Origin of the sequence: Glaciibacter kafniensis (assembly GCF_039538945.1) — a bacterium.
Taxonomy (GTDB): domain Bacteria; phylum Actinomycetota; class Actinomycetes; order Actinomycetales; family Microbacteriaceae; genus Cryobacterium; species Cryobacterium kafniensis.
The window spans coordinates 187,860-211,854 of the sequence record NZ_BAABCN010000002.1 but is presented as its reverse complement, the minus strand read 5'-3'; the positions used below and the strand labels follow the sequence as shown (position 1 = coordinate 211,854).

General features: G+C 66.1%; 20 protein-coding genes. 9 read left to right on the top strand and 11 right to left on the bottom strand.

Annotated features, from left to right (window positions below; all coding sequences use genetic code 11):
* Positions 1-17: 17 nt before the first annotated feature.
* The 3 genes from arfA to ABD791_RS01460 are packed head-to-tail and all read left to right on the top strand — an operon-like array spanning position 18 to position 4,067.
* A complete protein-coding gene (arfA, locus tag ABD791_RS01470; RefSeq protein WP_345061572.1) occupies positions 18-1,589 on the top strand; it encodes an arabinosylfuranosidase ArfA in 1,572 nt (523 codons plus the stop codon).
* Positions 1,582-3,363, top strand: a complete 1,782-nt coding sequence (locus ABD791_RS01465; protein WP_345061570.1) for a glycoside hydrolase family 35 protein — start codon at positions 1,582-1,584, stop codon at positions 3,361-3,363. Before arfA ends, ABD791_RS01465 begins: the two co-directional genes overlap by 8 nt.
* Positions 3,363-4,067, top strand: a complete 705-nt coding sequence (locus ABD791_RS01460) for a DUF1349 domain-containing protein (protein ID WP_345061568.1) — start codon at positions 3,363-3,365, stop codon at positions 4,065-4,067. Before ABD791_RS01465 ends, ABD791_RS01460 begins: the two co-directional genes overlap by 1 nt.
* Here ABD791_RS01460 and ABD791_RS01455 read toward each other — a convergent pair.
* Positions 4,035-5,249 carry an alpha/beta hydrolase family protein gene (locus ABD791_RS01455; protein WP_345061566.1) on the bottom strand — a complete coding sequence of 405 codons (1,215 nt, stop codon included), beginning with the start codon at positions 5,247-5,249 and terminating at the stop codon, positions 4,035-4,037. The two genes, ABD791_RS01460 and ABD791_RS01455, sit on opposite strands and share 33 nt — an antisense overlap.
* 180 nt (positions 5,250-5,429) lie before the next feature.
* On the opposite strand from ABD791_RS01455, the gene ABD791_RS01450 reads away from it, so the two are divergent.
* The gene (locus ABD791_RS01450) at positions 5,430-7,106 is read left to right on the top strand and encodes an amidohydrolase (RefSeq protein WP_345061564.1); all 1,677 of its coding nucleotides are present in this window, start codon (positions 5,430-5,432) and stop codon (positions 7,104-7,106) included.
* Here ABD791_RS01450 and ABD791_RS01445 read toward each other — a convergent pair.
* Positions 7,103-7,291: a hypothetical protein gene (locus tag ABD791_RS01445; RefSeq protein WP_345061562.1), complete on the bottom strand. Its 189-nt coding sequence runs from the start codon at positions 7,289-7,291 to the stop codon at positions 7,103-7,105. The genes ABD791_RS01450 and ABD791_RS01445 overlap by 4 nt on opposite strands.
* Positions 7,292-7,609: 318 nt before the next feature.
* Here ABD791_RS01445 and ABD791_RS01440 point away from each other — a divergent pair, with 318 nt between their 5' ends.
* The 4 genes from ABD791_RS01440 to ABD791_RS01425 all read left to right on the top strand — a co-directional run bounded on the left by ABD791_RS01440 (position 7,610) and on the right by ABD791_RS01425 (position 11,326).
* Complete coding sequence (locus tag ABD791_RS01440) at positions 7,610-8,173, top strand: TetR/AcrR family transcriptional regulator (protein ID WP_345061561.1); 564 nt, start codon at positions 7,610-7,612, stop codon at positions 8,171-8,173.
* 238 nt (positions 8,174-8,411) lie between these two features.
* Positions 8,412-8,558: a hypothetical protein gene (locus tag ABD791_RS01435; protein ID WP_345061559.1), complete on the top strand. Its 147-nt coding sequence runs from the start codon at positions 8,412-8,414 to the stop codon at positions 8,556-8,558.
* A 71-nt stretch (positions 8,559-8,629) separates the two neighbouring features.
* Positions 8,630-10,123 carry an MFS transporter gene (locus ABD791_RS01430; RefSeq protein ID WP_345061557.1) on the top strand — a complete coding sequence of 498 codons (1,494 nt, stop codon included), beginning with the start codon at positions 8,630-8,632 and terminating at the stop codon, positions 10,121-10,123.
* A gap of 213 nt (positions 10,124-10,336) precedes the next feature.
* Complete coding sequence (locus ABD791_RS01425) at positions 10,337-11,326, top strand: formylglycine-generating enzyme family protein (RefSeq protein WP_345061555.1); 990 nt, start codon at positions 10,337-10,339, stop codon at positions 11,324-11,326.
* A gap of 73 nt (positions 11,327-11,399) precedes the next feature.
* Here the strand turns inward: ABD791_RS01425 and arfB are convergent, their stop codons facing one another.
* A complete protein-coding gene (gene arfB, locus ABD791_RS01420; RefSeq protein WP_345061554.1) occupies positions 11,400-11,822 on the bottom strand; it encodes an alternative ribosome rescue aminoacyl-tRNA hydrolase ArfB in 423 nt (140 codons plus the stop codon).
* Between the two features lie 121 nt (positions 11,823-11,943).
* On the opposite strand from arfB, the gene ABD791_RS01415 reads away from it, so the two are divergent.
* Complete coding sequence (locus ABD791_RS01415; protein WP_345061553.1) at positions 11,944-13,740, top strand: acyl-CoA dehydrogenase family protein; 1,797 nt, start codon at positions 11,944-11,946, stop codon at positions 13,738-13,740.
* A gap of 85 nt (positions 13,741-13,825) precedes the next feature.
* Here the strand turns inward: ABD791_RS01415 and ABD791_RS01410 are convergent, their stop codons facing one another.
* From ABD791_RS01410 to ABD791_RS01375, 8 genes are all read right to left on the bottom strand, one after another.
* Entirely contained in the window at positions 13,826-14,974 is a 1,149-nt protein-coding gene (locus ABD791_RS01410) for an ROK family protein (RefSeq protein WP_345061551.1), read from the bottom strand.
* Between the two features lie 77 nt (positions 14,975-15,051).
* A complete protein-coding gene (locus ABD791_RS01405) occupies positions 15,052-16,776 on the bottom strand; it encodes a beta-N-acetylhexosaminidase (protein WP_345061549.1) in 1,725 nt (574 codons plus the stop codon).
* Positions 16,773-17,654, bottom strand: coding sequence for a carbohydrate ABC transporter permease (locus tag ABD791_RS01400; RefSeq protein ID WP_345061547.1), 882 nt, complete (start codon positions 17,652-17,654; stop codon positions 16,773-16,775). Before ABD791_RS01400 ends, ABD791_RS01405 begins: the two co-directional genes overlap by 4 nt.
* Entirely contained in the window at positions 17,654-18,577 is a 924-nt protein-coding gene (locus ABD791_RS01395) for a carbohydrate ABC transporter permease (RefSeq protein ID WP_345061545.1), read from the bottom strand. Before ABD791_RS01395 ends, ABD791_RS01400 begins: the two co-directional genes overlap by 1 nt.
* Positions 18,578-18,734: 157 nt before the next feature.
* A complete protein-coding gene (locus ABD791_RS01390) occupies positions 18,735-20,051 on the bottom strand; it encodes an extracellular solute-binding protein (RefSeq protein ID WP_345061543.1) in 1,317 nt (438 codons plus the stop codon).
* Between the two features lie 495 nt (positions 20,052-20,546).
* Positions 20,547-21,101, bottom strand: a complete 555-nt coding sequence (locus ABD791_RS01385; RefSeq protein WP_345061541.1) for an NADPH-dependent FMN reductase — start codon at positions 21,099-21,101, stop codon at positions 20,547-20,549.
* Between the two features lie 138 nt (positions 21,102-21,239).
* Entirely contained in the window at positions 21,240-22,946 is a 1,707-nt protein-coding gene (locus ABD791_RS01380; protein ID WP_345061539.1) for an HNH endonuclease signature motif containing protein, read from the bottom strand.
* A 234-nt stretch (positions 22,947-23,180) separates the two neighbouring features.
* The gene (locus ABD791_RS01375; protein ID WP_345061537.1) at positions 23,181-23,993 is read right to left on the bottom strand and encodes a trimeric intracellular cation channel family protein; all 813 of its coding nucleotides are present in this window, start codon (positions 23,991-23,993) and stop codon (positions 23,181-23,183) included.
* Positions 23,994-23,995 lie beyond the last annotated feature (2 nt).

Sequence of the window (23,995 nt, the reverse complement as noted above, 5' to 3'; positions counted from 1 at the left end):
ACCAAAAGGACTTCACTGTGGCCACTGCCCGGCTTCGCATCGATCGCACTGAGATCGTCGCCCCCGTTTCTGCTCGCCTCTTCGGCTCATTTGTCGAACATATGGGCCGCTCGGTCTACACGGGCATCTACGAGCCAGAGCACCCCACCGCCAACTTCGACGGGTTTCGCCAAGATGTGCTCGACCTCGTGCGTGAACTCGGGCCGAGCATCATCCGTTACCCAGGCGGCAACTTCGTCTCCGGATTCCGCTGGGAAGACAGCGTCGGCCCGCGGGGCGAGCGACCGGTTCGGCTCGACCTCGCCTGGCACAGCATCGAGACCAATCAGGTCGGCCTGCACGAGTTCGCCGACTGGGCAGACCAGGCCGGCGTCGAGATCATGCAGGCGGTGAACCTCGGTACGCGTGGCATCGAGGATGCCGCGGCACTGCTCGAGTATTCGAATCACCCGGCCGGCACCGCGCTCTCCGACGCTCGTCGCGCCGACGGCCGTGCCGAGCCGTTCGGGATCACCCTCTGGTGCCTCGGCAACGAGATGGACGGCCCCTGGCAGATCGGCCACAAGACGGCTGAGGAGTACGGACGCCTCGCCGCCGAGACCGCCCGCGTCATGAAATGGGTCGACCCCACCATCGAGCTCGTCGCCGCCGGCAGCTCGAACGCGGAGATGCCCACCTTCGGCAGCTGGGAACGAACCGTTCTCGAGCACACCGCCGAGCTCGTCGAGCACATCTCACTTCATGCCTACTACGAGGAACTCGACGGCGACGTCGACAGTTTTCTTGCCTCTGCGGTCGGCCTCGACCGCTACATCGGTGCCGTCGCAGCGATCATCGACGACGTGCTCGAGAGCAAGAATCTCGACAAGACCATCGGCATCAGCGTCGACGAATGGAACGTCTGGTACCAGACCCGCTTCAACACCGTTGACAAGCATCCGCTGCTCACCGGCGACTGGGTAGAACACCCGCGGATCATCGAAGACGAGTACAGCGTCACGGATGCGGTCGTCGTCGGCTCGCTGTTGAACTCGTTGCTCCGCAACGCCGACCGGGTCTCGATGGCGAACCTGGCCCAGTTGGTCAATGTGATCGCCCCGATTCGTTCAGAGCCGGGCGGACCGGCCTGGCGGCAAACCACCTTCCACCCCTTCGCGCTGACCGCGGCTGCCGCCCGCGGCAACGTGTTGCGGGCTGAGGTCGACTGCGAACGCGTCGACACCGTGCGCTACGGCGCCGTCGATCTGCTCGATGTCGCCGTCACCGCCGACGACGCCGATGTCGTGCTCTTTCTGGTCAACCGCTCGCTCACCGAACCGCTCACACTCAGCGTCGACCTGACCGGCGCCCCCGCCGACTCGGTGCTGGCTGCGCAGAGCATCCATGCCCCAGCAGATGGCGACCGGTTCACCTCGAACACTGAGGTGCACCCGGATGCCGTCGTGCCGGTTGCGCTGACGGGCGTCACTCTGAGCGGCGACGGCCGCCATCTGCAAGCCGAACTTCCCCCACTCTCCTGGTCGATCGTGCGCTTGCGCGCACGCGACGCAGGTGTCATGCGCGAGGCGAAAGAAAACAACCGTGGCTGAATTCACTATTGGCGAGACCGACTTTCTGCTCGACGGTGAGCCCTTTCGGGTGCTCTCCGGCGCGCTGCACTACTTTCGGGTGCACCCCGACCACTGGGCCGATCGCATCCACAAGGCACGGCTGATGGGGCTGAACACCATCGAGACCTACGTCGCGTGGAATGCTCACGCCCCGGCACGCGGGGAGTTTCACCTCGACGGGCAGCTCGACCTGGCCCGCTTTCTCGACCTGGTTGCCGCCGAAGGTATGTATGCCATCGTGCGCCCCGGCCCGTTCATCTGTGCGGAGTGGGACAACGGCGGGCTGCCGGCCTGGCTGTTTCTCGATGAGTCAGTGGGGGTGCGTCGCAACGAGCCCGGCTACCTCGCTGCCGTCAGCGAGTACTTCGACCAGCTGCTGCCGATCGTCGCCGAACGTCAGATCGACCGCGGCGGCCCGGTCATCCTGGTGCAGATCGAGAACGAGTACGGCGCATACGGCGCCGACAAGGGCTACCTGCAGGCGCTCGTCGATCTCAACCGCGCGGCGGGAATCACCGTGCCGCTGACCACCATCGACCAGCCGACCGACCAGATGCTTTCCGATGGCAGCCTGCCCGAACTGCACAAGACCGGCTCGTTCGGCTCACGGGCCATCGAACGCCTCGCCACACTGCGCGCGCACCAGCCGACCGGTCCGCTGATGTGTGCCGAGTTCTGGAATGGCTGGTTCGACCACTGGGGCGCACACCACCACACCACCTCGGCCGCCGACTCGGCTCGCGAGCTCGACGAGCTGCTCGCCACCGGGGCATCCGTGAACCTCTACATGTTCCACGGCGGAACCAACTTCGGCTTCACCAACGGCGCCAACGACAAGGGAGTCTTTCAACCGACGACCACGTCGTACGACTACGACGCGCCGCTCACCGAATCCGGAGACCCCGGTCCCAAGTTCTGGGCATTCCGCGAGGTCATCTCGCGCTACGCCAGCGTGCCTGACGAGGTTCCAGCCGCGGCGACGCCGGCGCCCGAATTCAGTGTCGCCCTCGACGAGCGCGTGTCGCTCTGGGATGCCGCCGACAGCCTCGGCGACTGGGTGGCCACCGATGCGCTGCCCACCACCGACGAGGTCGGCCACTACAGCGGATTCATGCTTTACCGCGCCGAAGTCGACACCGGCACGAGCACGAGCCTGTCATTCGGCGAGGTGCGGGATCGCGCCCAACTCTTCCTCGATGAGAACCCGGTGGCCGTGCTGCAGCGTGACCATCACGATCGAACAGCCTGTCTGCCGGCCGGGCGGCGTGGGCGTCTCGACATCCTCGTCGAAGATCAGGGCCGGGTGAACTACGGGCAGCGCATCGGTGAGCACAAGGGTCTGATCGGCCCCGTTCGCCTCGGCCCGGTTCACCTCGCCGACGGTGAGCTTCGCGGCTGGCAGGTGCTGCCGCTCCGGCTCGATGCAGTCGACAGGTTCGACGCGTTGAACGGGCTATTCACGGATGCCGGCGGTGCGCCGATCGACGCCCCCACGTTCGCGCGTGGTCGCTTCGATGCCGTCGCCGGAACCGACCTCTTTCTCAGCACATCAGGCTGGGGCAAGGGTCAGGTCTGGATCAACGGTTTCAACCTCGGCCGCTACTGGAGCCGCGGGCCGCAGTCGACGCTCTACGTGCCAGGCCCGTTGCTGCGCGCCGGCGACAACGAGATCGTGGTCTTCGAACTCACCGGGGCCAGAGAGCCGATCGTGCGTTTCGTGGCGGAAGCCGATTTGGGGCACACTGACTTCTGATGAACATCAGCGGCCTGAACCCCACCGACCTGAACGTCGGCGACTCAAACACCGTCGACCTGAACGCCGCCGACTCGAACACGACGGGTCAGCCGATCAGCGTTGGACCGCTTCCCGGTCTCACCTGGGTGCCGCAGAACGGCGCGGCCAGCTTCGACCACGACCGCGGTCAGCTCACCGTGGTCGCCGAGCCCGGTGTTGACTGGTCCAACGATTCAGTGGGCGGTAGTCGCCAAACGGATGCGAGCCTGCTCGGTTTCGAGGCGCCGGCCGAGTTCTCGCTCTCGGCGCGGGTGCGGGTCGGCGGGCAGCACGACGGGCAGCGAACAACCTTCGACGCCGGCGTGCTCGCCCTGTGGTCAGATTCCGACCACTGGGCGAAGCTCTGCTTCGAGTACTCCCCCGCCGGCCAGCCGATGGTCGTCAGCGTGGTCACCAACGAGTACTCCGACGATTGCAACTCGTCGATCGTCACGTCAGATGCGGTGTATCTGCGCATCACCCGCACCGGACCCGCCTGGGCCTTTCACGCCTCGGCTGACGGGATCACCTGGGATTTCGTCAGGCTGTTTCGTCTGGCGACCACCACGCCGGTGCACGTCGGCTTTCTCTCACAGGCGCCGATGGGTCAGAGCTGCGTCGCCCTCTTCAACGAGATCCGTTTCAGCCGCTCAGCCGTCCGGGATCTCCGCGACGGGAGCTAAGGAAGCGAGAAACGTCGCCAGGTGCGCTTCGTAGCTCGCCGGATCGACGTTCCAGCTCTGGATGTGGCCGGCATCCGGCACCGGCACGTAGGTCGCCAGCGGCAACGCCTCCGCGAACTGCTGGCTTTCGGCCGGAGGCACGAGCGGGTCGGCGAGCCCTTGAAAGAGCAGAATCGGCAAGTTCTCGAACGTCTCGGTCTGCGTGAGTTCGTTGAGCATTCCGAGGTCGATGTCGCCGCGCCACGAGACGACGGCCTTCAGGGCCCCGCCGAGAAACCCGACATGCAACCGATCGGCCTGCCCCTGCAGCACACCCGCCCAGTTGAGCACGGGCGCATCCAGCACCATTCCGACGACCTTCGGCGCATATTCCGATTGGTGCATGAACTGGGTGACCATGCTGCCGCCCATGGAGTCTCCGTAGAGAATGAAGTCGGTCGCACCCTGCGTGAGCGCATAGGCAGCAGCGGAATCGAGGTCGTGCCACTCGGTTTCGCCGAGGTGTATCAGGCCGTTCGGGCTGGCCGGCGCGTCAGTGTCATTGCGATAGCTGATCACGAGGGTTGGCAGACCCGCGGAAACCAGGGTGGGCAGGGGGCGCAGCGCGCTCTGCTTGAGGCCGTCGATCCCGTGCACGAAGAGCACCCAGGTCGTGCCGGTTCCCTCGACCTGCCAGGCCGGCATCGTTCCGAGATCGCCGTCCACATCGACGGTGCTGAACGGGATGCCGAGACTCGTCTCTGGGTCGCCGGTGTAGATGTTCGGGTTGAGCGCCACGGCCGTTCCGACGCTGAGCGTGCCCTGGATATTCGAAATCGGGCGCACGACGGTGTCGGCGGTGCTGGAGATGACCGGCCCGATCGTCGCGGTACCGGCCGTTGCGGAGGTGCCAGCATCCGCTGCCCACTGCAGACCGTAGGTGCCGACTCGCTCGGTAACCGCTGACTTCTTGAGGGTGATCTGCTGGTCATCTCCAGCGCCATCTCCCGCAGCATCGAGGGCGATCACGGTACCAGCCGCGGTGGTCATGCCGTGGTGCGGGGTGAGGAGCAGCTGGGCTCCGCCGAAAATGATGCCGCCGAACGCGAGCGTGACCACCAGAAACAGTGCTCCCAGCGTGATCCACGGCCAGCGCCGGCGTCGTCGCAGTAGCGTGCGCTTCGATCGTCTGTTGTCCCCCACGGCAACACTCTAACGGGTGCAGCAGCCCGGCTGACACACGCCGACGGCATCGTGGGAGACGCGCTCATCGGGCCCAGGCGTGGCGTGGCGGCGATCAGCCGCCGACGTGGCATCCTCGGATGATTCGACGAAGGGCTCGCCATCACTGACACCATCCTCACCGCCGGTTCCATCATCACCATGGATGACGCCAACCCCCGCGCCGACGCCGTCGCAATCTCGGGCGGCCGGATCGTCGCGGTCGGCACCGTCGCCGAGTGCCAGGCTGCACTGCCCTTGGCCGAACTCGTCGACACCCACGCCGCAGTGCTTCTGCCCGGGTTCATCGAGTCGCACAGCCACCCCATCACGAGCGGGCTGGCGACGCAGGCCCCCGCCCGCTCGATCGCCCCGTGGGATGCGCCGACCTGGACCGACGTGCTCGCCGTCTTCGCCGATGCGACGGCGAACACCCCGACCGACGTCCCTCTCCTCTTCAACGGTTTCGACGCGCTGTTGCACCAGCGTCCCGCACCGGATGCCGACACGCTCGACGCCATTTTCGGCGACCGTGTCGCGGTGGTCGTCGACAACTCCGGGCACGGCGTCTACTTCACCTCGGCACTGATGACCAAGAACGGCTGGGACGCGAGTCCGCCCGCCGACCCGGTCGGGGCATCCTTCGGCCGCCGAGCGGACGGAACGACCCTCAACGGCCAGGCATACGAGTTGCCGGCGGTGATGGCCGTCGCACAGCCGCTCATGAGCGATCTGGGCGGCAACCCCCTCACGATGGGCATGGAGTTCTACGTGCTGATGGCCAGGGCCGGCATCACCTCGACCTCCGAGCTCACCTACAACACCACGCTCAAGGCGGCCTATGAGGCCATCGCCGTGATGCCGAACAACCCGCTGCGCATCTCGCTCTACCATGTCTCGGTCGAGGAGGGCTGCGAGTTGCCGTTCGACTCGGCGGTGTCCGAGGAACTGCTCATCAAGCAGGGCATCAAGCTCTGGGCCGACGGTTCGCCCTGGGTCGGAAACATCGCCATCTCGTTTTCCTATCTCGACACGGATGCGACGCGGCTGGCGCAGATCGACGGCTCCCGCTCCGGCGAGGTCGCGATGAACTACTCGCGCGCTCAACTCGATGCGATCCTCGACCAATATGCGCCGAGCGGACTGCAGATGTCGTTCCACGTCAACGGCGACCTCGGCTTTGACGTGGTGCTCGACGCCTACGAGCGTGCACTCGTCAGACATGATCTGCTCGGCACCGACCACCGCTGGCGCGTCGAACACGTCGGGGCGGGGCGCAAAGACCAGTTCGCGCGGGCCGCGAGCCTGGGTGTGCACATCTCGATGGGGCCGTTCCAGTTCTACTACTGGGGTGACCTGCTCGACGGGCAGATGTTCGACCCCGCGATCGGCTCGCAGTGGCAGGCGTTCCGCGACGCCTTCGATGCCGGCGTTCCCGTCGCCTTTCACAACGACGGCGCGGTCAGCCCGCCCACGCCGCTGCTCAACATCCAGGCGGCGGTGACCCGGCGCACGCGCAGCGGTGCCCTGCGCGGTCCCAACCAGGCGATCTCGCTTGAGGAGGGCCTGAAGGCGGAGACGATCCACGCCGCGAAGCTGCTGCACCGGGACCACCTGGTCGGATCGATCGAAGTGGGCAAGCTGGCCGACTTCGTCGAGCTCTCGGCCGACCCGTTCGAGGTCGATCCCCGTTCGCTCGCCGAGGATGCCCGGGTGCTCGGCACCTGGTTGGGCGGTCGGCGCATCGATCTCGAGGCCTTCATCGGCCACGCGCTGACGGTGGATCACGCCGAGCATGCCGGCCTGGCCGAGGCGGCAGGGTCGTCGCACCGCTGCTAGCGGACCGCGCGGATGACCCGGATGACCCGGATGGCGCGGACGGCGCGGACCGCGCGGATGGCGCGGACGGCGCGGACGGCGCGGACGGCGCGGACGGCGCGGACGGCGCGGATGGAGAAAGTGTCGTCAGAAACCGCATCCGCCGCATGAGACCGCACGATCCGTGCGGTCAGCGGTGGCAGCATGCCAATCCCGACGGTTTCTGCGAAGCGATCGCCCGGCGCAGATCGACCTCGGCCACTCATGAGGAGAGCGAGGCGGGTGAGAGCGAGGCGGGTTGCGCAGCTTGGCCCCCTGGAATCGCGCGGGTCCGCGTTCAGGAGCGGAGGGCGTGTCACGGATGCGGCGGCCCGCCGTTCCGCGGACACGTCTCGGCCGACACACCTCCACTCCTGAACGCGGTACCTCACGGAGCCGAGTGGAGGTCTGGATTGGCTCGACCAGCGAGATGGATATGGCCGTCGGGTTGCACAACACGAAAGAGTGAGTGTACAGTCACTCTCATGACCACCCGGAACTCGATCCTCTCCACCGCCGAAGCGCGCATGCCCATCGTGACGGCGAGCGCGGTTCGCGAATTCGCGCGCGGGGGCCTCCACGGCACAACGATCGCCGATGTCGCCCGTGAGGCGGGAATCTCACCCGCCTATGTCTTCAAGCTCTTCCCCGGCAAAGAACGACTCTTCGTCGCAGCCTTGGACGATTGCTTCGAGCAGATCGTCGAAGCTCTGGGCGTCGGCGCCGATTCCGCCACTGACCAGTCCCCCGATACCGTGCTCTATGCAATGGGCGGCACATACGCCGAACTGATCCGAGATCGCACCCTCCTCATGCTCCAGGTGCATGCCCAGTCAGCAGCGGATGTCGCCGAAATCGGTGAAGCACTGCGCGCCGGCATCGCGCGGGTCACGACCTTTGCGAAGACACGTTCCGGCGGCACCGACGAGGCCGTGCAACGCTTCATCGCCTACGGACAGCTCTGCCACCTGATCGTGACCGCTCGCATCGACGAGATCCCCGACGAGTGGGCCCTTCTACTCTCTCACGGCATTCGCCACCCCGAGTAGAACGCGGGCTCGGGATGCTCTCCAATTTCCTTTTGCCCCCAAGAGTGAGTGACCATTCACTCTCACCCTCCCAACTCAGAAAGGAGACCGCCATGAAGCACGAGATCGTCATGCGCTGGGTAGCACTGGCACCGCTCGCACTACTCACCGCCGCCCTGCTCAGCCAGTGGTCCTAACCATCACAGCCACCACATCCGTCACCTGAACGCACCCCCAGCGCCCCACCGAAAGGAACACCATGAGCACCAACACCAACAGCAACACCCGCCCCCTGGCTGCCGCGCCACCGAGCCTCTCCCCGTGGACGACCGAGAAGACCCTCTGGTGGGTCGCCTTCGGCGTTCTCACCCTCGGCATTGTCGGAATGCTCGGGGCCTGGAACTAGCTCACACCGCACACCGCCCGTTTTTGCACGGCGGGCTGAACCCCGCCGTGCACCCCGAAAGGAGCACCACCATGAGTCCCACCGTTTCTCCCCCTCCCGCACTCGCAGCACGGAGCACCCGGCGCTGGTTGGCGCTGAGCGTGCTTGCGCTCGCTCAGTTTCTCGTTGTTCTCGACGCGTCTATCGTCAACATCGCCCTGCCGGTGCTGGGCGAACAGCTCGGCATGGACACCGTGGCACTGGCCTGGGTGATCACCGCCTACGTGCTGCCGTTCGGCGGGCTCCTGCTCCTCGGTGGCAGACTTGCCGATCGCTACGGGCACCGCAGACTCTTTCTCGTCGGAACAGCGGGCTTCATCGCGGCCTCCGCGCTGGCCGGCCTGTCCATGACCAGCGGCATGCTGCTCGGGGCTCGCGCCCTGCAGGGTGCATCCGCCGCCCTCTTGGCGCCCGCAGCCCTCGCCCTCGTCACCCAGTTGTTTCCGCAAGCGAAGGATCGCACCACAGCCCTCGGCATCTGGGGCGGCGTCGCGGGCATCGGCTCAGCCGCCGGAGTTCTGCTCGGCGGCGTTCTCACCGCGGCCCTCGGCTGGCAGGCCGTCTTCTTTGTCAACGTGCCCGTCGGCATCATCGTGGTGCTCGCGATCCCCAGGCTGCTCACGCGAGATCCCGCCTCCGCCCCGTCTCGCCTCGACTACCCGGGTGCGGCCACCATCACAGGCGCGCTCGTCGCCGTGGTGGGTGCACTCAGCGCCGTCGAACAGGTAGGCGTTGTGCACCCGCTCACCCTCGGCCTCGCGGCCGCCGCCCTGGTGCTCGGAGTCGCCTTCGTCATGATCGAGCGCCGGGCCGCCGAGCCCCTGGTTCCGCTGACGGTGTTTCGCAATCGCAATCTCTCGGCGGGCAATCTGGTGATGCTGCTCGTCGGCGCGGCGATGGTGGCGCTGTTCTTCGCCCTCTCCGTCTACATGCAATCGGTACTCGGCTATGACGCGCTCACCGCTGGGCTCACCCAGCTGCCGCTGGCCGGAGCACTGGTCATCGCAGCAGGAATCATCCCCGGTATCGTGGGCACGCTCGGACTCAAGCGGACACTCGTCGGCTCGCTCGTGATTCTGGCCGGCGGTCTGATCTGGCTTGCCGGCTCCCCCGCCGACGCCGTGTTCGCCATCCACATCCTTGGTCCCAGCATTCTGATCGGCATCGGTCTCGGTGGCGCGTTCGTCACCGCGACACAACTCTCGGTCGACGGCATTGATGGCGGCGAAGCCGGTCTGGCCGGCGGACTGGTCAACACCAGCCAACAGATCGGCGGAGCGCTCGGTCTGGCCATCCTCGCATCCCTCGCGACCGCCCGCACCGGCGCCCTCCATTCCGCGGGAATCTCCGCCGCCGATGCCCTCACATCCGGCTTCTCCTGGGTGTTTCTCGGCGCGGCGGCCTTCGCCCTCATCGGCGCGGCTGTCGCGTGCTTCGCGCACCGCGAGGCGATGCCGGAGGGGACGCCGGAGGGGACCCCGGAAGGGACGCTGACCGCGGTGATGCCGGCTGGTGCGACGTACTGATTACTCGGCGTGCCGGCCAACGCGATGGGATGTCGTGGGGCCGGCGCCTGAGTTGCCTGGCAACCCACTTATCTCGCTTGGTCGGGCCTGTCACAAACTTCGGTGTGGGGAATCCCGGCGGGCGCGCGACATACCGCGCGCCCACCGGGGTTCCCCACGCCGGGGTGATGCAACAATCGGGCGCGGCGCGTCGCGGTGCCGCAGAATGGAGGCATGCCTTCCGAGCTTCCCGATGCGTCGCGTGACACCTCGCTCACACCGCTGACGGTCATCGGCACGGATGTTCAGCCCCTCGCGCTCGCTCTCGTGCCGATTGCCGCCGGCTCCATCGAGATGCGGGATGCACGGTCGGAATCCTCACGGCAGATCACACTGCGCCCCTTCCAGATCGGCAGCACTCCGGTCACGAGGGCGGAGTGGGACACTGTGGCCACCAAGCCCGTCGCCCCGGTTGGCGCCACCGAGCCCGCGTCCCGCGGCTCGTCGTCCAGTAGCTCGTCGTCTGGCGGTTCAGCGTCCGGCCGTTCAGCGTCCGGCCGTTCAGCGTCCGGCGGTTCAGCGTCCGGCAGTTCTGCGTCCGGCGGTTCAGAGGCCGGCGGTTCAGCGCTGCGGACGCCCGCGCACCCGGTGACCTGGTTCGAGGCCGTGCGCTGGTGCAATGCGGCGTCGGTGGCCGCGGGGCTCTCCCCCGCCTACGAGATTCGCGGTCGGGAGGTGGAGTGGCGCACCGACGCGCACGGCTATCGCCTCCCCACGGAAGCCGAGTGGGAGTTCTCCTGCCGTGCGGGAACGCTCGGCCCTGCCTACGGCGCACTCGTGGACATCGCGTGGACGGCAGCCGATGAGGTGTCTGGGGTGCAGAATGTCGGGCTCAAGCAGGCGAACGCCTTCGGGCTCTTCGACACGCTCGGCAACGTCTGGGAGTGGTGCTGGGACTACGCCGATACCGGTCGCTACGCCGACTACCGCAGCCTCCGCGGCGGTGGGTGGGCGGATCGCTCGTGGAGCTGCCGCGCATCGGTGCGCCGCGGGAGCGCGCCGGATGCTGTGCTGGAGGATGTCGGATTCCGCGTCGCTCGCGGACCGGTCGGCGAGGCAGGCTCGCACGCCGCCCAAGGCTGGTCGCGGGCGGCAGACCGAAGTCGGGCGGACATCCGCGGCCCCTTGCCGGTCGGCTGGACCCCGCTCCGCGAAGCGCAGTAGCTCACACAGCGTCGTAGTTCACACAGCGTCGTGGCTCACACAGCGGGGGCCCATGGCACCTCGGCCGACAGCGTCACTCGGCGGAGGGCCGCTGGCGATTCCGTTTCGTTTCTGACCGCTGCCCCTTGGCCGCCAGCCGACGCCGGTTCGAGCCCTTGGTGGGTTTGGTCGCACGGCGGCTTGGCGCAGAGGGAGCAAGACCCGCCGTCACGAGCTCGGCCAGCTTGATCAGGGCGATCTCGCGATTGCGCAGCTGAGAGCGCTGCTCGGAGGCCGACACCGTGATCGCCCCGGAGACGAGACGACGCGCGAGTCGCGTGAGCAACAGCATCCGCTGGTCATCGGAGAGCACCGCCGACTCGGCGATGTTCCAGAAGAGCTCGACGCGGCTGTCTGAGGTGTTGACGTGCTGACCGCCGGGACCCGACGACCGCGAGAACCGCCAGCCGAGTTCCGACGCGGGAATCGTGAGCGCGGGTGACACCTCCAGATCCATGCCTCAAGCGTCGCACGGAATCGGGCAGGTCACCCCCCGGCCGACGAGGGGACAGGTCTCAGTGTGAGGTCGTTTCAAACAAATCCGGTGCCGCAGGGGTCGTCACAGGTACGCTGTCCGCATGATTCGATACCAGCCTCCGATTGCCGACCTTGCGTTCGCCCTCGAGCACGTGGTGGGTTACCCCGACATAGCCAGCTTTCCTGGCTTCGAGCATGCCGATCTCGACACTGTCGTCGATCTCATCGGGCAGTGCGGCGATTTCATGGCCGAAGTGGTGGCGCCCACGAACCACTCGGGCGACGTCGAGAGCGCGCACCGCCAGCCGGACGGCTCGGTCGTGACGCCGGCCGGGTTCGCTGAGGCCTATCGGCACTACGTCGAGGCGGGGTGGGGCTCTGTGCCTCTTCCCGAGGAATTCGGCGGCGGCGGATTCCCTCGCACCGTTGGCCTCATCATCCAGGAGCTCATGACCTCGGCGAACATGGCGTTCGCACTCTGCCCGCTGCTGACACAGGGTGCGATTGAAGCGCTGCTTCACTACGGCGATGCGGGTCAGAAACGGCGCTACCTGCCCAAGATGGTCAGCGGCGAGTGGACGGGCACGATGAATCTGACCGAGCCACAGGCCGGTTCGGATGTCGGTGCGCTGACCACGCGCGCCGTGCCGCAGCCCGATGGCAGTTTTGCCATCACCGGGCAGAAGATGTTCATCACATTCGGCGATCACGACATGGCCGAGCAGATCGTTCACCTGGTGCTCGCTCGTACCCCGGGCGCCCCGGCGGGAACCAAGGGGATCTCCTGCTTCATTGTTCCGAAGTTTCTGGTCAATGACGATGAATCACTCGGCGAGCGCAACTCGGTGCATACCGTCTCGCTGGAGCACAAGATGGGCATTCACGGCGCACCCACCTGTGTGCTCTCCTACGAAGAAGCCACCGGCTACCTCATCGGCGAAGAGAACCTCGGCATGCGCATCATGTTCGTGATGATGAACAGCGCGCGGCTCTCGGTGGGGATGCAGGGCCTCGCGGTGGGCGAACGTGCCTACCAGCAGTCGCTTGCCTACGCGCAGGAGCGGCGGCAGGGCCTGGCGATCGGCGCGACCGGCGCCGACTCGGCGATCATCGAGTTTCCCGATGTGCGCCGAATGCTGCTGACGCAACGGGCGTCCCTCGCGGCGCTGCAATACCTCATGCTGCTCGATGCGAGCTATGTCGACCGCAGCACGCACGACCCCAACCCGGCCGCCCGCGCCCGCGCAAACGAGATCGTCGGCATCCTCACCCCCATCTGCAAGTCATTCGGGTCTGACCTGGGCAATGAGCTCACGTCTCTCGCTCTACAGATCCACGGCGGCATGGGCTACATCGAGGAGACCGGCGTGGCGCAGCATATGCGCGATGTGCGCATCGCTGCCATCTACGAGGGCACCAACGGCATCCAGGCCGCCGACCTCGTCGGCCGCAAGCTCGGTGTGCGAGGCGGCGCGTCGGTGATGGAATTTCTGGCAACGATGCGCGAGATCGGCACGGAGCTGGCCGAGGCCGGCACCGAGTTTGACACGATCCGTGAGGAGCTCGACCGACAGTTCGATGCTCTCGAGCAGGCCACTCAGTGGATGCTCAGCACCGGTCGCGCTGATCCCAATTCTGTGCTCGCCGGCTCGACCCCCTACCTGCGCATGTGGGGGCTGTGCACCAGCGGATGGCTGCTCGCTCGAGCGGCGGTTTCCGCTCCCGCCACGGGAGACGCCCGGCGTGAGGAAAGCCAGTTGGTGTTGGCCCGGTTCTATGCTGAGCAGCTATTGCCGCAATGCGCGGGACTCTTGGGGGCGGCCACCGCCGGTTCTCGTGACCTCTTCGCTCTGGATGCGGATCAGCTCTCGGGCGCGACAAGTCGGGTCAGACACTAGCGCGCTTGGTGCGTGAGGTGCCAACTTGTGCTAGTTGCGGCGCTCCCGCACTAGCGAAAGTTGGCACCTCACGAAATCAGAACAGCTAACGCACGCCGAGCTGCGCCTGGATGACGGCACTCGCGGCACCCTGGATCACGAGGTCGGGATCCTGCTCGTACACCGTCACCCTGATGCTCGCCGCATGGGCAGGCAACAACCGCTCACTGATGGCCTCGACCACGGCGTCGGCGTACGGACCGTGCATCAGACCGGCTGGCCCGAGCAACGCGACATCGGTGAGGTTGAGCATGCTCACCACCGGCGCGAGAAAACCGCCGAGCGCCTTTCCGGCGCTCGAAACGAGAGCGTCGCGTTCGTCGGCGGGATGACTCTCGATCCGGCGCAACAGGTGCGACGCACCGGTCACCTGCTCCAAGCATCCCCGGCGCCCGCACACGCATTCCTCACCGCACGGATCGACGATCACGTGGCCGATCTCCCCCGCGGCGAACTGCTCGCCTGGCACGAGATCGCTGTCCAGGATCACCGCACCGCCGACGCCGTTCTCGATCGTTACGGCGAGCAGGTCACCCGTGGTGCGATCCCGGAACCGACGGATGCCGAGCGCCATCCAGTTGACGTCATTGCCGACGACGACGTCGAGCCCGGTCGCGGCCGACACCGCGTGAGCCACGTCGACGTCGCGCAGACCGAGACGATCGGAGACCCGGATGTTGCCGGCGTCGTCAACGAGGCCGGGCGAAGCCACGCCCACCCCGATGACACGCGCCGAGGTTGACGCAACGAGTTCGTTCACGGTGCGCACGGCGAGTTCGATCACGTCGTCACCGGTGGCACCGTGCACCTCGAGACTCGTGCGCGCGATGATTTCGCCGCGCAGGTTCACGAGCGCTCCGGTGAAAACCTGACCGCTGCTCAGATCGACGACCGCCGCGGCGTTGCCGTCGACGTTGATCTCCACGCGAGCCGCAGGCTTGCCCACCCGCGCTTCGGCGACCACGCCCAGGTCGTGCAACATGCCCTCGTCGAGCAGGTCGGCGACGAGCGCGGTGACGGTGGGTTGCGACAGTTTCGTCGCCGCCGCGAGTTGCGGCCGGGTCATCGGTCCGCTTGCGTAGAGCAGCCCGAGTATGAGCGAGAGGTTGTGGGAGCGGGTGTCCTGAGCGACAGCGGCGCGCAACGGCGACGGCGTGCGTCGCACCGCACGCAGCTCTGCCGATGTGAGCGACAATGTGTCATTTCCTCGCACGACCCGACCTCCCTTTCCGCTCACTGTATCGTGCGGGAGGAGCGGGTTTTCCTCCCGCCTCATGCCACCGACTCGACGGCGTCAACGGCGGCATCAACGTCAGAGTCAACGTCAGAGTCGGCGTCAACGTCAGAGTCGGCGTGGAACGCACGGGTGAGCTCGGCGACCACAGCCGCACGCTCTTCCAGACTCTGCTCACGCCCGCGTACGCCCGGACGCTGCTGCCACGGCTTCGGACCGTCCGCGTGCCGGTATTCCACTCCGAACGCATCGAGTCGGCCCAGGTGGGCGCTCAACCGCACCTCGAACTCGGCGTCGTCGGTCACCGGACCCGTCCAGAGCGCCTCGGCCAGTGCAGAGGAGCGCGGCCAGAGCATGTAGTCACGACTGCGCGGACCATCGAGATGCTCCGCCCAGAGGTTTCCCTGTCCGCCCCGGATGAGCGCACGAGCGCTTTCCTCGACTCCAGCGGGCATCGGGTCGAACCGCGCGACGTCAGCCGCGGTCACGACGACCCCCACCGCAACCGGCTCACGAGAATCATCTGATTGGCGGTAGTCGAAATAGACCAGATGGTCGGGGCAAGCAACGACCTCGAGACCGGCTCGCAATGCGGCGCGAACGCCGGCCTCGCCTCGCCAACCGAGCACCACGGCATCCGGGCGAGCAGTGTGCTCGAGGAGGTCATCCCAGGCGAGCAGTTCGCGGCCGTGCGACTGCAGGCGTGCGTCAAGCTGCATGAGGAACCAGGCCTGCAACTCACGCGGATGCGACAACTCACGTTCCGCGGCCAGCTCAACGGATCGAGGATCTGCCTCCCATGGCGCCGACGGGCACTCATCGCCGCCGAGTCCCACGACCTGAGACGGGAAGATGTCAACCAGTTCGTCAATCACCGTGCAGAAGAAATCGACCGTGCTCTGCTCCATATTCAGCGGAAAGTCAGACACTCCAAATCGCGGCCAGACCGCGGGCGGAAAGTCCGGCGAGGTAGTGATCCCGAGTTCGGGATAGGCCGCGATGGCTGCCTGCGAGTGCCCGGGCACGTCGATCTCCGGCACGATCGTCACGCCGTGATCGGCGGCGAACGCCACCAGATCGCGCAGTTCGTTCTGCGTGTAGAAACCGCCGTGGGGGCGGTCGAGCTCCCCGGCCGTGGCATCGTCGGCACCGATTTGCGTCGAGGCACGCCACGACGCAACCTCGGTCAGCCGAGGGAACGCCCGCACCTCCATACGCCAACCCTGATCATCCGTCAGATGAAGTTGCATCGTATTGAGCTTGTGCATCGCCATCAGCTCGATGATGCGGCGCAGCTCGCGAACCGGCAGAAAGTGCCGGGCGACGTCGATCATCAGACCACGCCAGGCATAGCGCGGTGCATCTTCGATGTGCACGTGGCCGATCTCCAACGCACGGGGCGCGGAGGCACCGGTACGCCAGACGTCGTCTCCGCACAGCTGCAACAGGGTGTGCGTCGCGGCGACGAAGCCGGCGGCACTCGACGCGGCGAGCAGCACTCCGGCCTCATCCACCGTGAGCTGATAGGCCTCGACCGCGAGCGACGCGTCGACGACGAAGCGGATGTCGGCGGTGTTCGCCGATGCGTCACTCGCGTGAACGCGGAGTCCAGACCAGAGACGAGAACGCAGCAGTACCGACGCGGGCAGCGCCGCATCCGTCGCGTGCACCAGCACCGAGCCGGTGGAACCGGCCGGACGCCAGACGCCGGAGCCGGCCTCGACCGAGAGCGGACGCGGAATCAGTGTGTTGAGCGCGCTCATCCCTTCACCGCCCCTGCCGACATGCCGGAGACGAGTTTGCGTTGCAGCAGGATGAAGAACACCACGACCGGCAGCGAGAACAGCACCGAACCGGCCATCTGACCGCTGATGTCGGTTCCCGTCACCGGTGAGCTGAACGAAGCCAGCCAGACCGGCAAGGTGTACATCGTCTGGTCACGCATGAACGTGTAGGCGACAAGGTAGTCGTTCCAGGCCGTGATGAAGGTGAACACGCTCGTCGCGATCACGCCGGGAAGCACGAGCGGAAAGAGGATGCGGGTGAGCACCTGCCAGCTCGACGCGCCATCGAGCTGGGCCGCTTCTTCGAGCTCGGCGGGGAGTGCCAGGAAGAAGCCGCGCATAACCCAGATGGCGAAGGGCAAGGTGAGCGCAACGTACGCCAGGATGAGGCCGATGTAGTTGCCGAGCATTCCCGTGGCGTTGAAGACGAGAAACTGCGGAATGAGGAGAGCTGTCGGCGGAATCATCTGCAGGATCAGGATCACCACGAGGATCGTGCGACGACCCCGGAAGCGGAACCGGGAGAGGGCGGCAGCGGCAAGCATGCCGACGACGATTGCGACGAGCACGGCAGCCAGCACCACGATCGCTGAGTTGCGCAGATTTAGAAAGAAGCCCGATTGCGTCACCGCAGTGACGAAGTTGTCGAAGGTGAAGTTCACCGGCAGAAATGACGGTGTCGTGCTGAGCGCATCCGCACGCGGCGTGAACGCCGTTTTGAGCATCCAATAGGTGGGAAAGAACCAGATGACACAGAAGACGATGGCGATCACTGAGGAGCCCCAGTTGATCTTCTTCAGCCGACGGCTGCGGGGAACAGACGTGGAGACGGGTTTGGTTTTGGCGCGTTGATTCATCACAGATCCTCTCCGGAACGCACAAGGCTGCGGATGTAGAAGGAGGTCACGACGGCGAGCAGCACGGTCGTGATGACGGCGATTGCCGATCCACCGCCGATGTCGAAGCTCACGAAGGCCGTGATGTAGGTGAAGACGCCGAGCGTGGCCGTCGCGCCGTTCGGCCCACCGTGTGAGACCAGCCAGATTTGGTTGAAGATGTTGAAGTTCCAGATGGTCGACAGGATGGTGACGAGCATGATCGTGGGGCGCAAAAACGGCAGGGTGACCGAGCGGTAGACGCGCGAATCGCTGGCACCGTCGAGCCTGGCGGCTTCAATGTACTCGGGTGAGACCTGCGTCTCTGCGGCGTAGACGGTCAGGGCGATGAAGGGCACGGCCTGCCAGACGATGAGCATCCAGATGGCGATGAAGGCCAGGGCAGGGTCGGCCGACCAGTCGGTGTCGGTCATGTCGCCGAAGATGCCGATCTGGGTGAGCAGCCAGTTGAACACGCCGTAGCCGGGTTGGAACAACCAGTTCCAGACCAGGGAGGCGGCGACGTTCGGCATCGCCCAGGCGAAGATCAACACGACAGTGACGATGGTGCGCAGCACTCCCCCGATGCGGGTGAGCAGGTGTGAGACACCGACGCCGATCAGTACAGATCCGAGCACCAGTGCGGCAGTGAAGAGGATGGTGCGCACGAACGAGGCCCAGAATTCGGGATTGGTGAGCACCGCTTCGAACTGGTCGAACCCGACCATGTCGTAGGCCCCGGTGAAGAGCGAGCGCTGGTTGAAGTTCGTGAATGCGGTGAAGATCATCACCACGATGGGAACGATCATGACCGCCAGGATCACGATCCCGGCGGGGCTGAGCAGCAGCGCCGCCATGCCTCGTCGGTCGGCGAATGCGCGCGCCGAACGTTTGGAGCCGGACATCGGTGCTCTCTTTCTTTCGTGCCGTTTTGCTTGTTCTGTTGCGAGTGAGCGTGGCCCGCCCGGCAGTCATGCGCCGGGCGGGCCAATGGCGTTGCGTCAGCGTTGCGTCAGCGTTGCGTCAGCGTTGCGTCAGCGTTACTTCAGCTCTACTTCAGCTCTACTTCAGTGCGGAGTCGACCACGGCGTCGAAGGTCGCAGCGGCGGCCTTCGTCGTGGCGCTGCCGTTGGCAACCGAGGAGAAGAGCTCCTGCAGGGCATTGCTGCCTTCGATGCCCGACCAGCCGGGCGAAGCCGGCGTAGCACGGGAGTTCAGCGCGGCCTGGAAAAATCCGACCTTCGAGTCGCTGAGCGTCGCCTGCGCGGCCTCGATGCCCTCTGTGCTGTTGGGAATCCATCCGCTGACGCCGAAGACGTAGTCGTTCTGAATTTCGGGGCTCGCCGCGATCTGGGTCCAGACGAGCGCGAGTTCCTGGTTGGAGCTCTTCGCCGCGATCCCCCAGTCCGATCCGCCGAGCATGACCGGCTGGGTCTTACCGGACTGGCCAGGCAGAGCGAAGGTGCCGAGGTCGTCGGCGGTGAGGCTGGGGTTGGCCCCCAGGATCACGTCGACGGCGCCATTGCTGGCCACGATTGCAGAGGCCTTGCCGTCGGCGAAGATCTGCTCCTGCTCGGGGCTGTCGGTGCTCAGCGTGCGGGATGCCGCGGCCGAGTAGGTGTTCTGGAATTCCTTCCAGGCGGCGAGGCCGTCCTGTGCCTTCGCACTGCCGAGCTCGCCAGTCCAGATTCCGTCGGTGTCGACGGCGATCTCGCCATCCGCATCCCAGACGAACTGCATGCCGACGTACCAGTGCTGGCCAGGAAGGTACAGCGCAGAGAAGTCGGAGGCCGTGTTGGCGGCCTTGACCTGGTCGAGGTCGGCGGTCAGCTCGTCCCAGGTGGTGGGAACCGTCGTGATGCCGGCCTCGGCCCACGTCTTCTTGTTGTAGATCACCGAGCGCGCGCCGGCGAAGCCGGGAACCGCATACAGCGAGCCGTCGACGGTTGCCGGGTCGACCAAGCCATCGAGCCAGGTCTGACCCTGCTCCAGCTGGTCACGGTACTTCGTGATGTCCATCAACGCGCCACCGTCGGCGTAGCCGGCGACCTGGGTGTTGCCGATGTCGACGACGTCGGGCGGGTTGTTCGTGCTGAGTGCGGTTGACAGCTTCGTCGTGATGCCGTCCCACTGCTGAATCTGAACGTCGGCCTTCGCGCCGGTGCGCTTCGTGAACGTCGTGTTGATTGCATCCAGGGTGTCCTGGCTGTAGTCATCCTGCATCACCCACACGGTGACCTTTTCGCCGGCGGCATCCATCGAATCTGGGATCGACGTCGGGGCGCTGCTGGGCGTTGCCGAGCTGCCACAACCGGCGAGTGCGAGCATGAGCACGGCAGATGCCGCGACGGCGGGGACCACTCGAGATGTCGAGTGCATGGTGTTCTCCTCAGGATCAGTGACGAATTGCGCTCTCCGCCAGGAGACAAACCGAACCACCCGATCGTTGGCGACCGTGCCGGACTTCTCTCTCGCAGTGAGACGATAGTTAATAAAGCATGCATGCTTATTAATTAGATTGCAAACTCACGCCCCGGTTTCGCAACAGGATCCGTGAAATGGCTCGAGTGATCTTCATGTCTGGCCGACACGTTCGGGCACGTCGACCTGTGCCAACGGATGCTCACCCTGTGAGCCGGTCACTCAACCGGCGGTCGAGCCGTCGAGACATGGTCGAGCAGTCTCGAGCTATGGGGCCGCTGCGCGGCATAGTGGTACACGTAAATGGCCATGTCGGCCCGCGCTCAGCTGCAACCACAATGGCCGTGTGCCTCAGAGATCGGGTTGCGATCTCTCGAGAGGCTCGACCATGGGATGGGCGCGCCCGCACAGCGGCACGCTACATCTGGGGCGGGTGCGCCGGGCGGGTTTCGCCTACTGGACGCGTGACTCGGCTGGCCGAATTGCCAAGACGAGTGCGGTCAGCGCATGAGAGATCTCGGAGCGAATCGCTGCGTCCTGCACGATCCCGTCCTCTCCGATCGACGACCGCGGCACTGGGACATCCGCACACGCCTGGTCGATCACTGACGCGTCGGTGTAGTCCAACACGATCCGCAGCGACGCGTATGTTCCCGCGGCGCGATTCGGCATCGTTGACGAATTGACCCAGCCCGTTGGCTTGTCAGTCGTTTCGGTACCACCAACCGTCCACTCGAGCAGATTCTTCAGTGCGCCTGGCATCGCTCCGGCGTATTCGGGAGAGCTCAGAAACAGCGCAGACGATTCTGCGATCAGTCGACGCAGTTCGACGACGCTCTGGGGCAGCGGCTCCCGATCCAGGTCAGGATTGAAGTGCGGCAGATCCGCGAGACACGTGTAAATGACCGGCGTCACACCGTTCGGCATCAATTCGGCGGCCGTGGCGATCACGGAGGAGTTCACCGATCCGTGTCGTACGCTGCCGCTGATCATCAAGATGTTGGCCATCAGGCAAACCTAGCTTGAGCCCAGGTGGCGCTTCCGTTGGTCGAGCGTGTCGAGACCGGGTAAGTCGATCTACGCACCGATGGTCGTGTCCGAAAGCCGGCCGGCGGAGGTCTCGACAGGCTCGACCAACGGAGGGGTTCAGCCGGTCAATTTCCTCGGTTGCTCGGTCGGGTGCTTCGGCGGGCGTTGCGGCGGGAACCGTTCGAGCATCAGTGGACTTTTGCTCGGCATCGGGATCGGCGCCTGTTCGGCATCGACCGCGAGGGGCGGGAGGAGCCAGTAGTCGCCGCCGGTGCGGAACACATGCCAGTGGTTGTCGTGCAGCAACAGGTGGTGGGCTTTGCAGAGAAGGACGCCATCGGCGATATCAGTCTTGCCCTGCTCGGCCTTCCAATGCTCGATGTGGTGCGCTTCGCACCAGGACGCGGGCCGGTCGCAGCCGGGCCAGCGGCAGCCGCCGTCGCGGGCGGCGAGCCCGGTGCGTTGCCGTTGGGTGAAGAGGCGTTGGTCGCGGCCGACGTTGATGCATTGGCCGTCGTCGTCAAACTCGATGCCGGTGTATCCGGAGCAGAGCAACCGTTTCACGGTGTCCATCGAGACAGGGTCGGGGTGTCCCTCGATCTGGCCGTGCCCGGGCGGTGCCTGACTGACCGGGGCCAGGCAGGTCGCGGCTGGTCCGGTCGGAGACGCTCCGGTCGGCCCAGTTTGTGACGATCCGGCCGGTGACACTCGGGTCGGTGGAGATGCGGTTGGGAACGACTCGGCAGGTGGTGATCCGGCCGGCGACGGCTCGGCGAGTGGTGGCTTGGTCGGCGGTGATCCGGTGGGTGACGATCCGGCGGAGTTCTGACCGGCGGGAATCTGAGCGGTGGGGTTCTGAAAGGCGGGGTGTGGGATGGTGTGCGCGAGGTCGTGTTCGGTGACGAGGATCCGCACGGTGGGCCGGCGGCCGAAGAACACCGTGTTCGGGTCCGCCTCCGCCCCCAATTGCAACAACGCCAGGATCGCATCGGCGGCGATCTGCTCGGTGCTGCGTTCGTCGTCACGCAACGCGTCGGCGCGGGCCTGCGTCGCCGCATCCACAAACCGGGGACCACCCCGGCGGGGCGAGGTGGCGCCGTCGACAATCAACTCGACGAGGCGGCCGTCCTCCGGCGGCAGCAACGCCGACACCCGGTACATCCCGTCGTCCTGACGCCAGATCCGGAAGCTGCGGGCGTCGCGCTGGGTCTTCTCCCGCCGGGCGATGCCGTCCGCGTCGAGCTCGTCGCGCAGGCGGCGGGCACGGCGGAGCAACTGGTCCGCATTCAACGTGGCGGCCTCTTCGAGCAGAAACTGTGCGGCAGCGGCGAGCTTCTCGGCCGGGACGCCCGGGTCAATGTCACCCAAGCCCTTGCGGATCGCCTCCGCCGCATCGATCGAGAGGGTGCCGGCGCTCACCGCGCCGGCGACCACGGCGAGCCAGGGCACCGTGGCGAACGGGGAACCTGGGTCGGCTTTCTGTAGTTCCTCGGCGGCCTCGGTGTCGGTCATTAGCGTGCCGACCGCCACCAGTTTCGCGGCCTCCGCCCGGGTGCCCCCGGTCTCCGATTGAATCAACGCTTCTGGGGTGAGGAAGCCGTGGCGTTGGGCGAGCCCGGAAAAGCCCAGTTCCCGGGAGGAACGCCGGGCGATCTCCCCGGCCACCCACGCCGCATGCGTGTCGTAGTTGCGGCGGATCCGTGCGATTTGTTTCTGGGAGTCGAGCAAGTCCGGCTCGTTGAGGGCCGCGTAACCGGCCGCGCCGTCACCGATGTCGGCGGACGCGTCGGCGGCCTGCCGGAGCTGATCGGTGAGAGTGTGCATACTTCAAGGGTAGAAAAAGCGGAAGACACACACCCGAGATTGCACGCATCCGTGAGCAACTTCTCGAGTGCTCGCCTGTGGAGGGCGATGGTGGGTGACTGTGGGTGAGAGAGAGTCTGTGTCGAGGCCGGCCAGCGCGGTCTCGACAGGCTCGACCAACGAGAGGGACGAGCCCCGCAGACTCGGTCACCCGGTCTCGACACCCTCGACCAACGGGATGAGCGCTCCCGAGCGCTAGGGCGTGCCCGGCGTGCCCGGCGTGCCGGCCGCCCCACCCGCGTCCTCCACCGTGAGCCCCAGCATCCGGAGTTCCTCCTTCGACTTGTGCTGCAGCTTGCGGCCGAGAAGCGGCCGACGGTCGGCGTGGATGAGCACGCCCTGTGCCCCGACCGCGAGCGGTTCTTCCCAGCCGCGATAGAGCGCAAGGATCCGGGCGCCGAAGCCAGCGGCGAAGGCGATGAGCACACTCCCCCAGTACGGCATGCCTGTCGCATCGAGCAAGATCCACACCAACCCGGTGCCAGCGGCAATCGTCACGAACCACTCGCCGCGCACGAATTGCTTGGGCGGCACCCCACACGAGACGTCGATCAGCCACCGACCGGCCGTCGGTGCAATCACGGCGATGGCCACTGCACCCAGGATCGGATAGCCGGCGTCGATCGCCTTCTGCGCCCCGATGATCGCATACCACGGCAGCGAGAATGACGTCATGAACTGAAAAAGGCCCTCACGAAAAAGCTGCCCCTTCGCATAGGCGAGGTAGTAGCCGATCACCCCGGCGGCGAGACAAAGCGTGATGTACGCGGGGTTAGTGAAAGCGGATGGCGCGGTGTTGAGAATAACGTCGCGCGTCACGCCGCCGCCGATGCCGCCCAGAAGCGCCATCAGAATGATCCCGATGAATGTGAAGTTGCGATAGTGGTCGGGCCTTCGCGCCAGAAGCGCGCCGTTCAACGCGTTGGTGGTCGCCGCGATGAGGTCAACCAGCGTCAGGTTGCCGACGAACGACCACGTCCCGAACGTCAAGTCAATGGGGATGACCATGA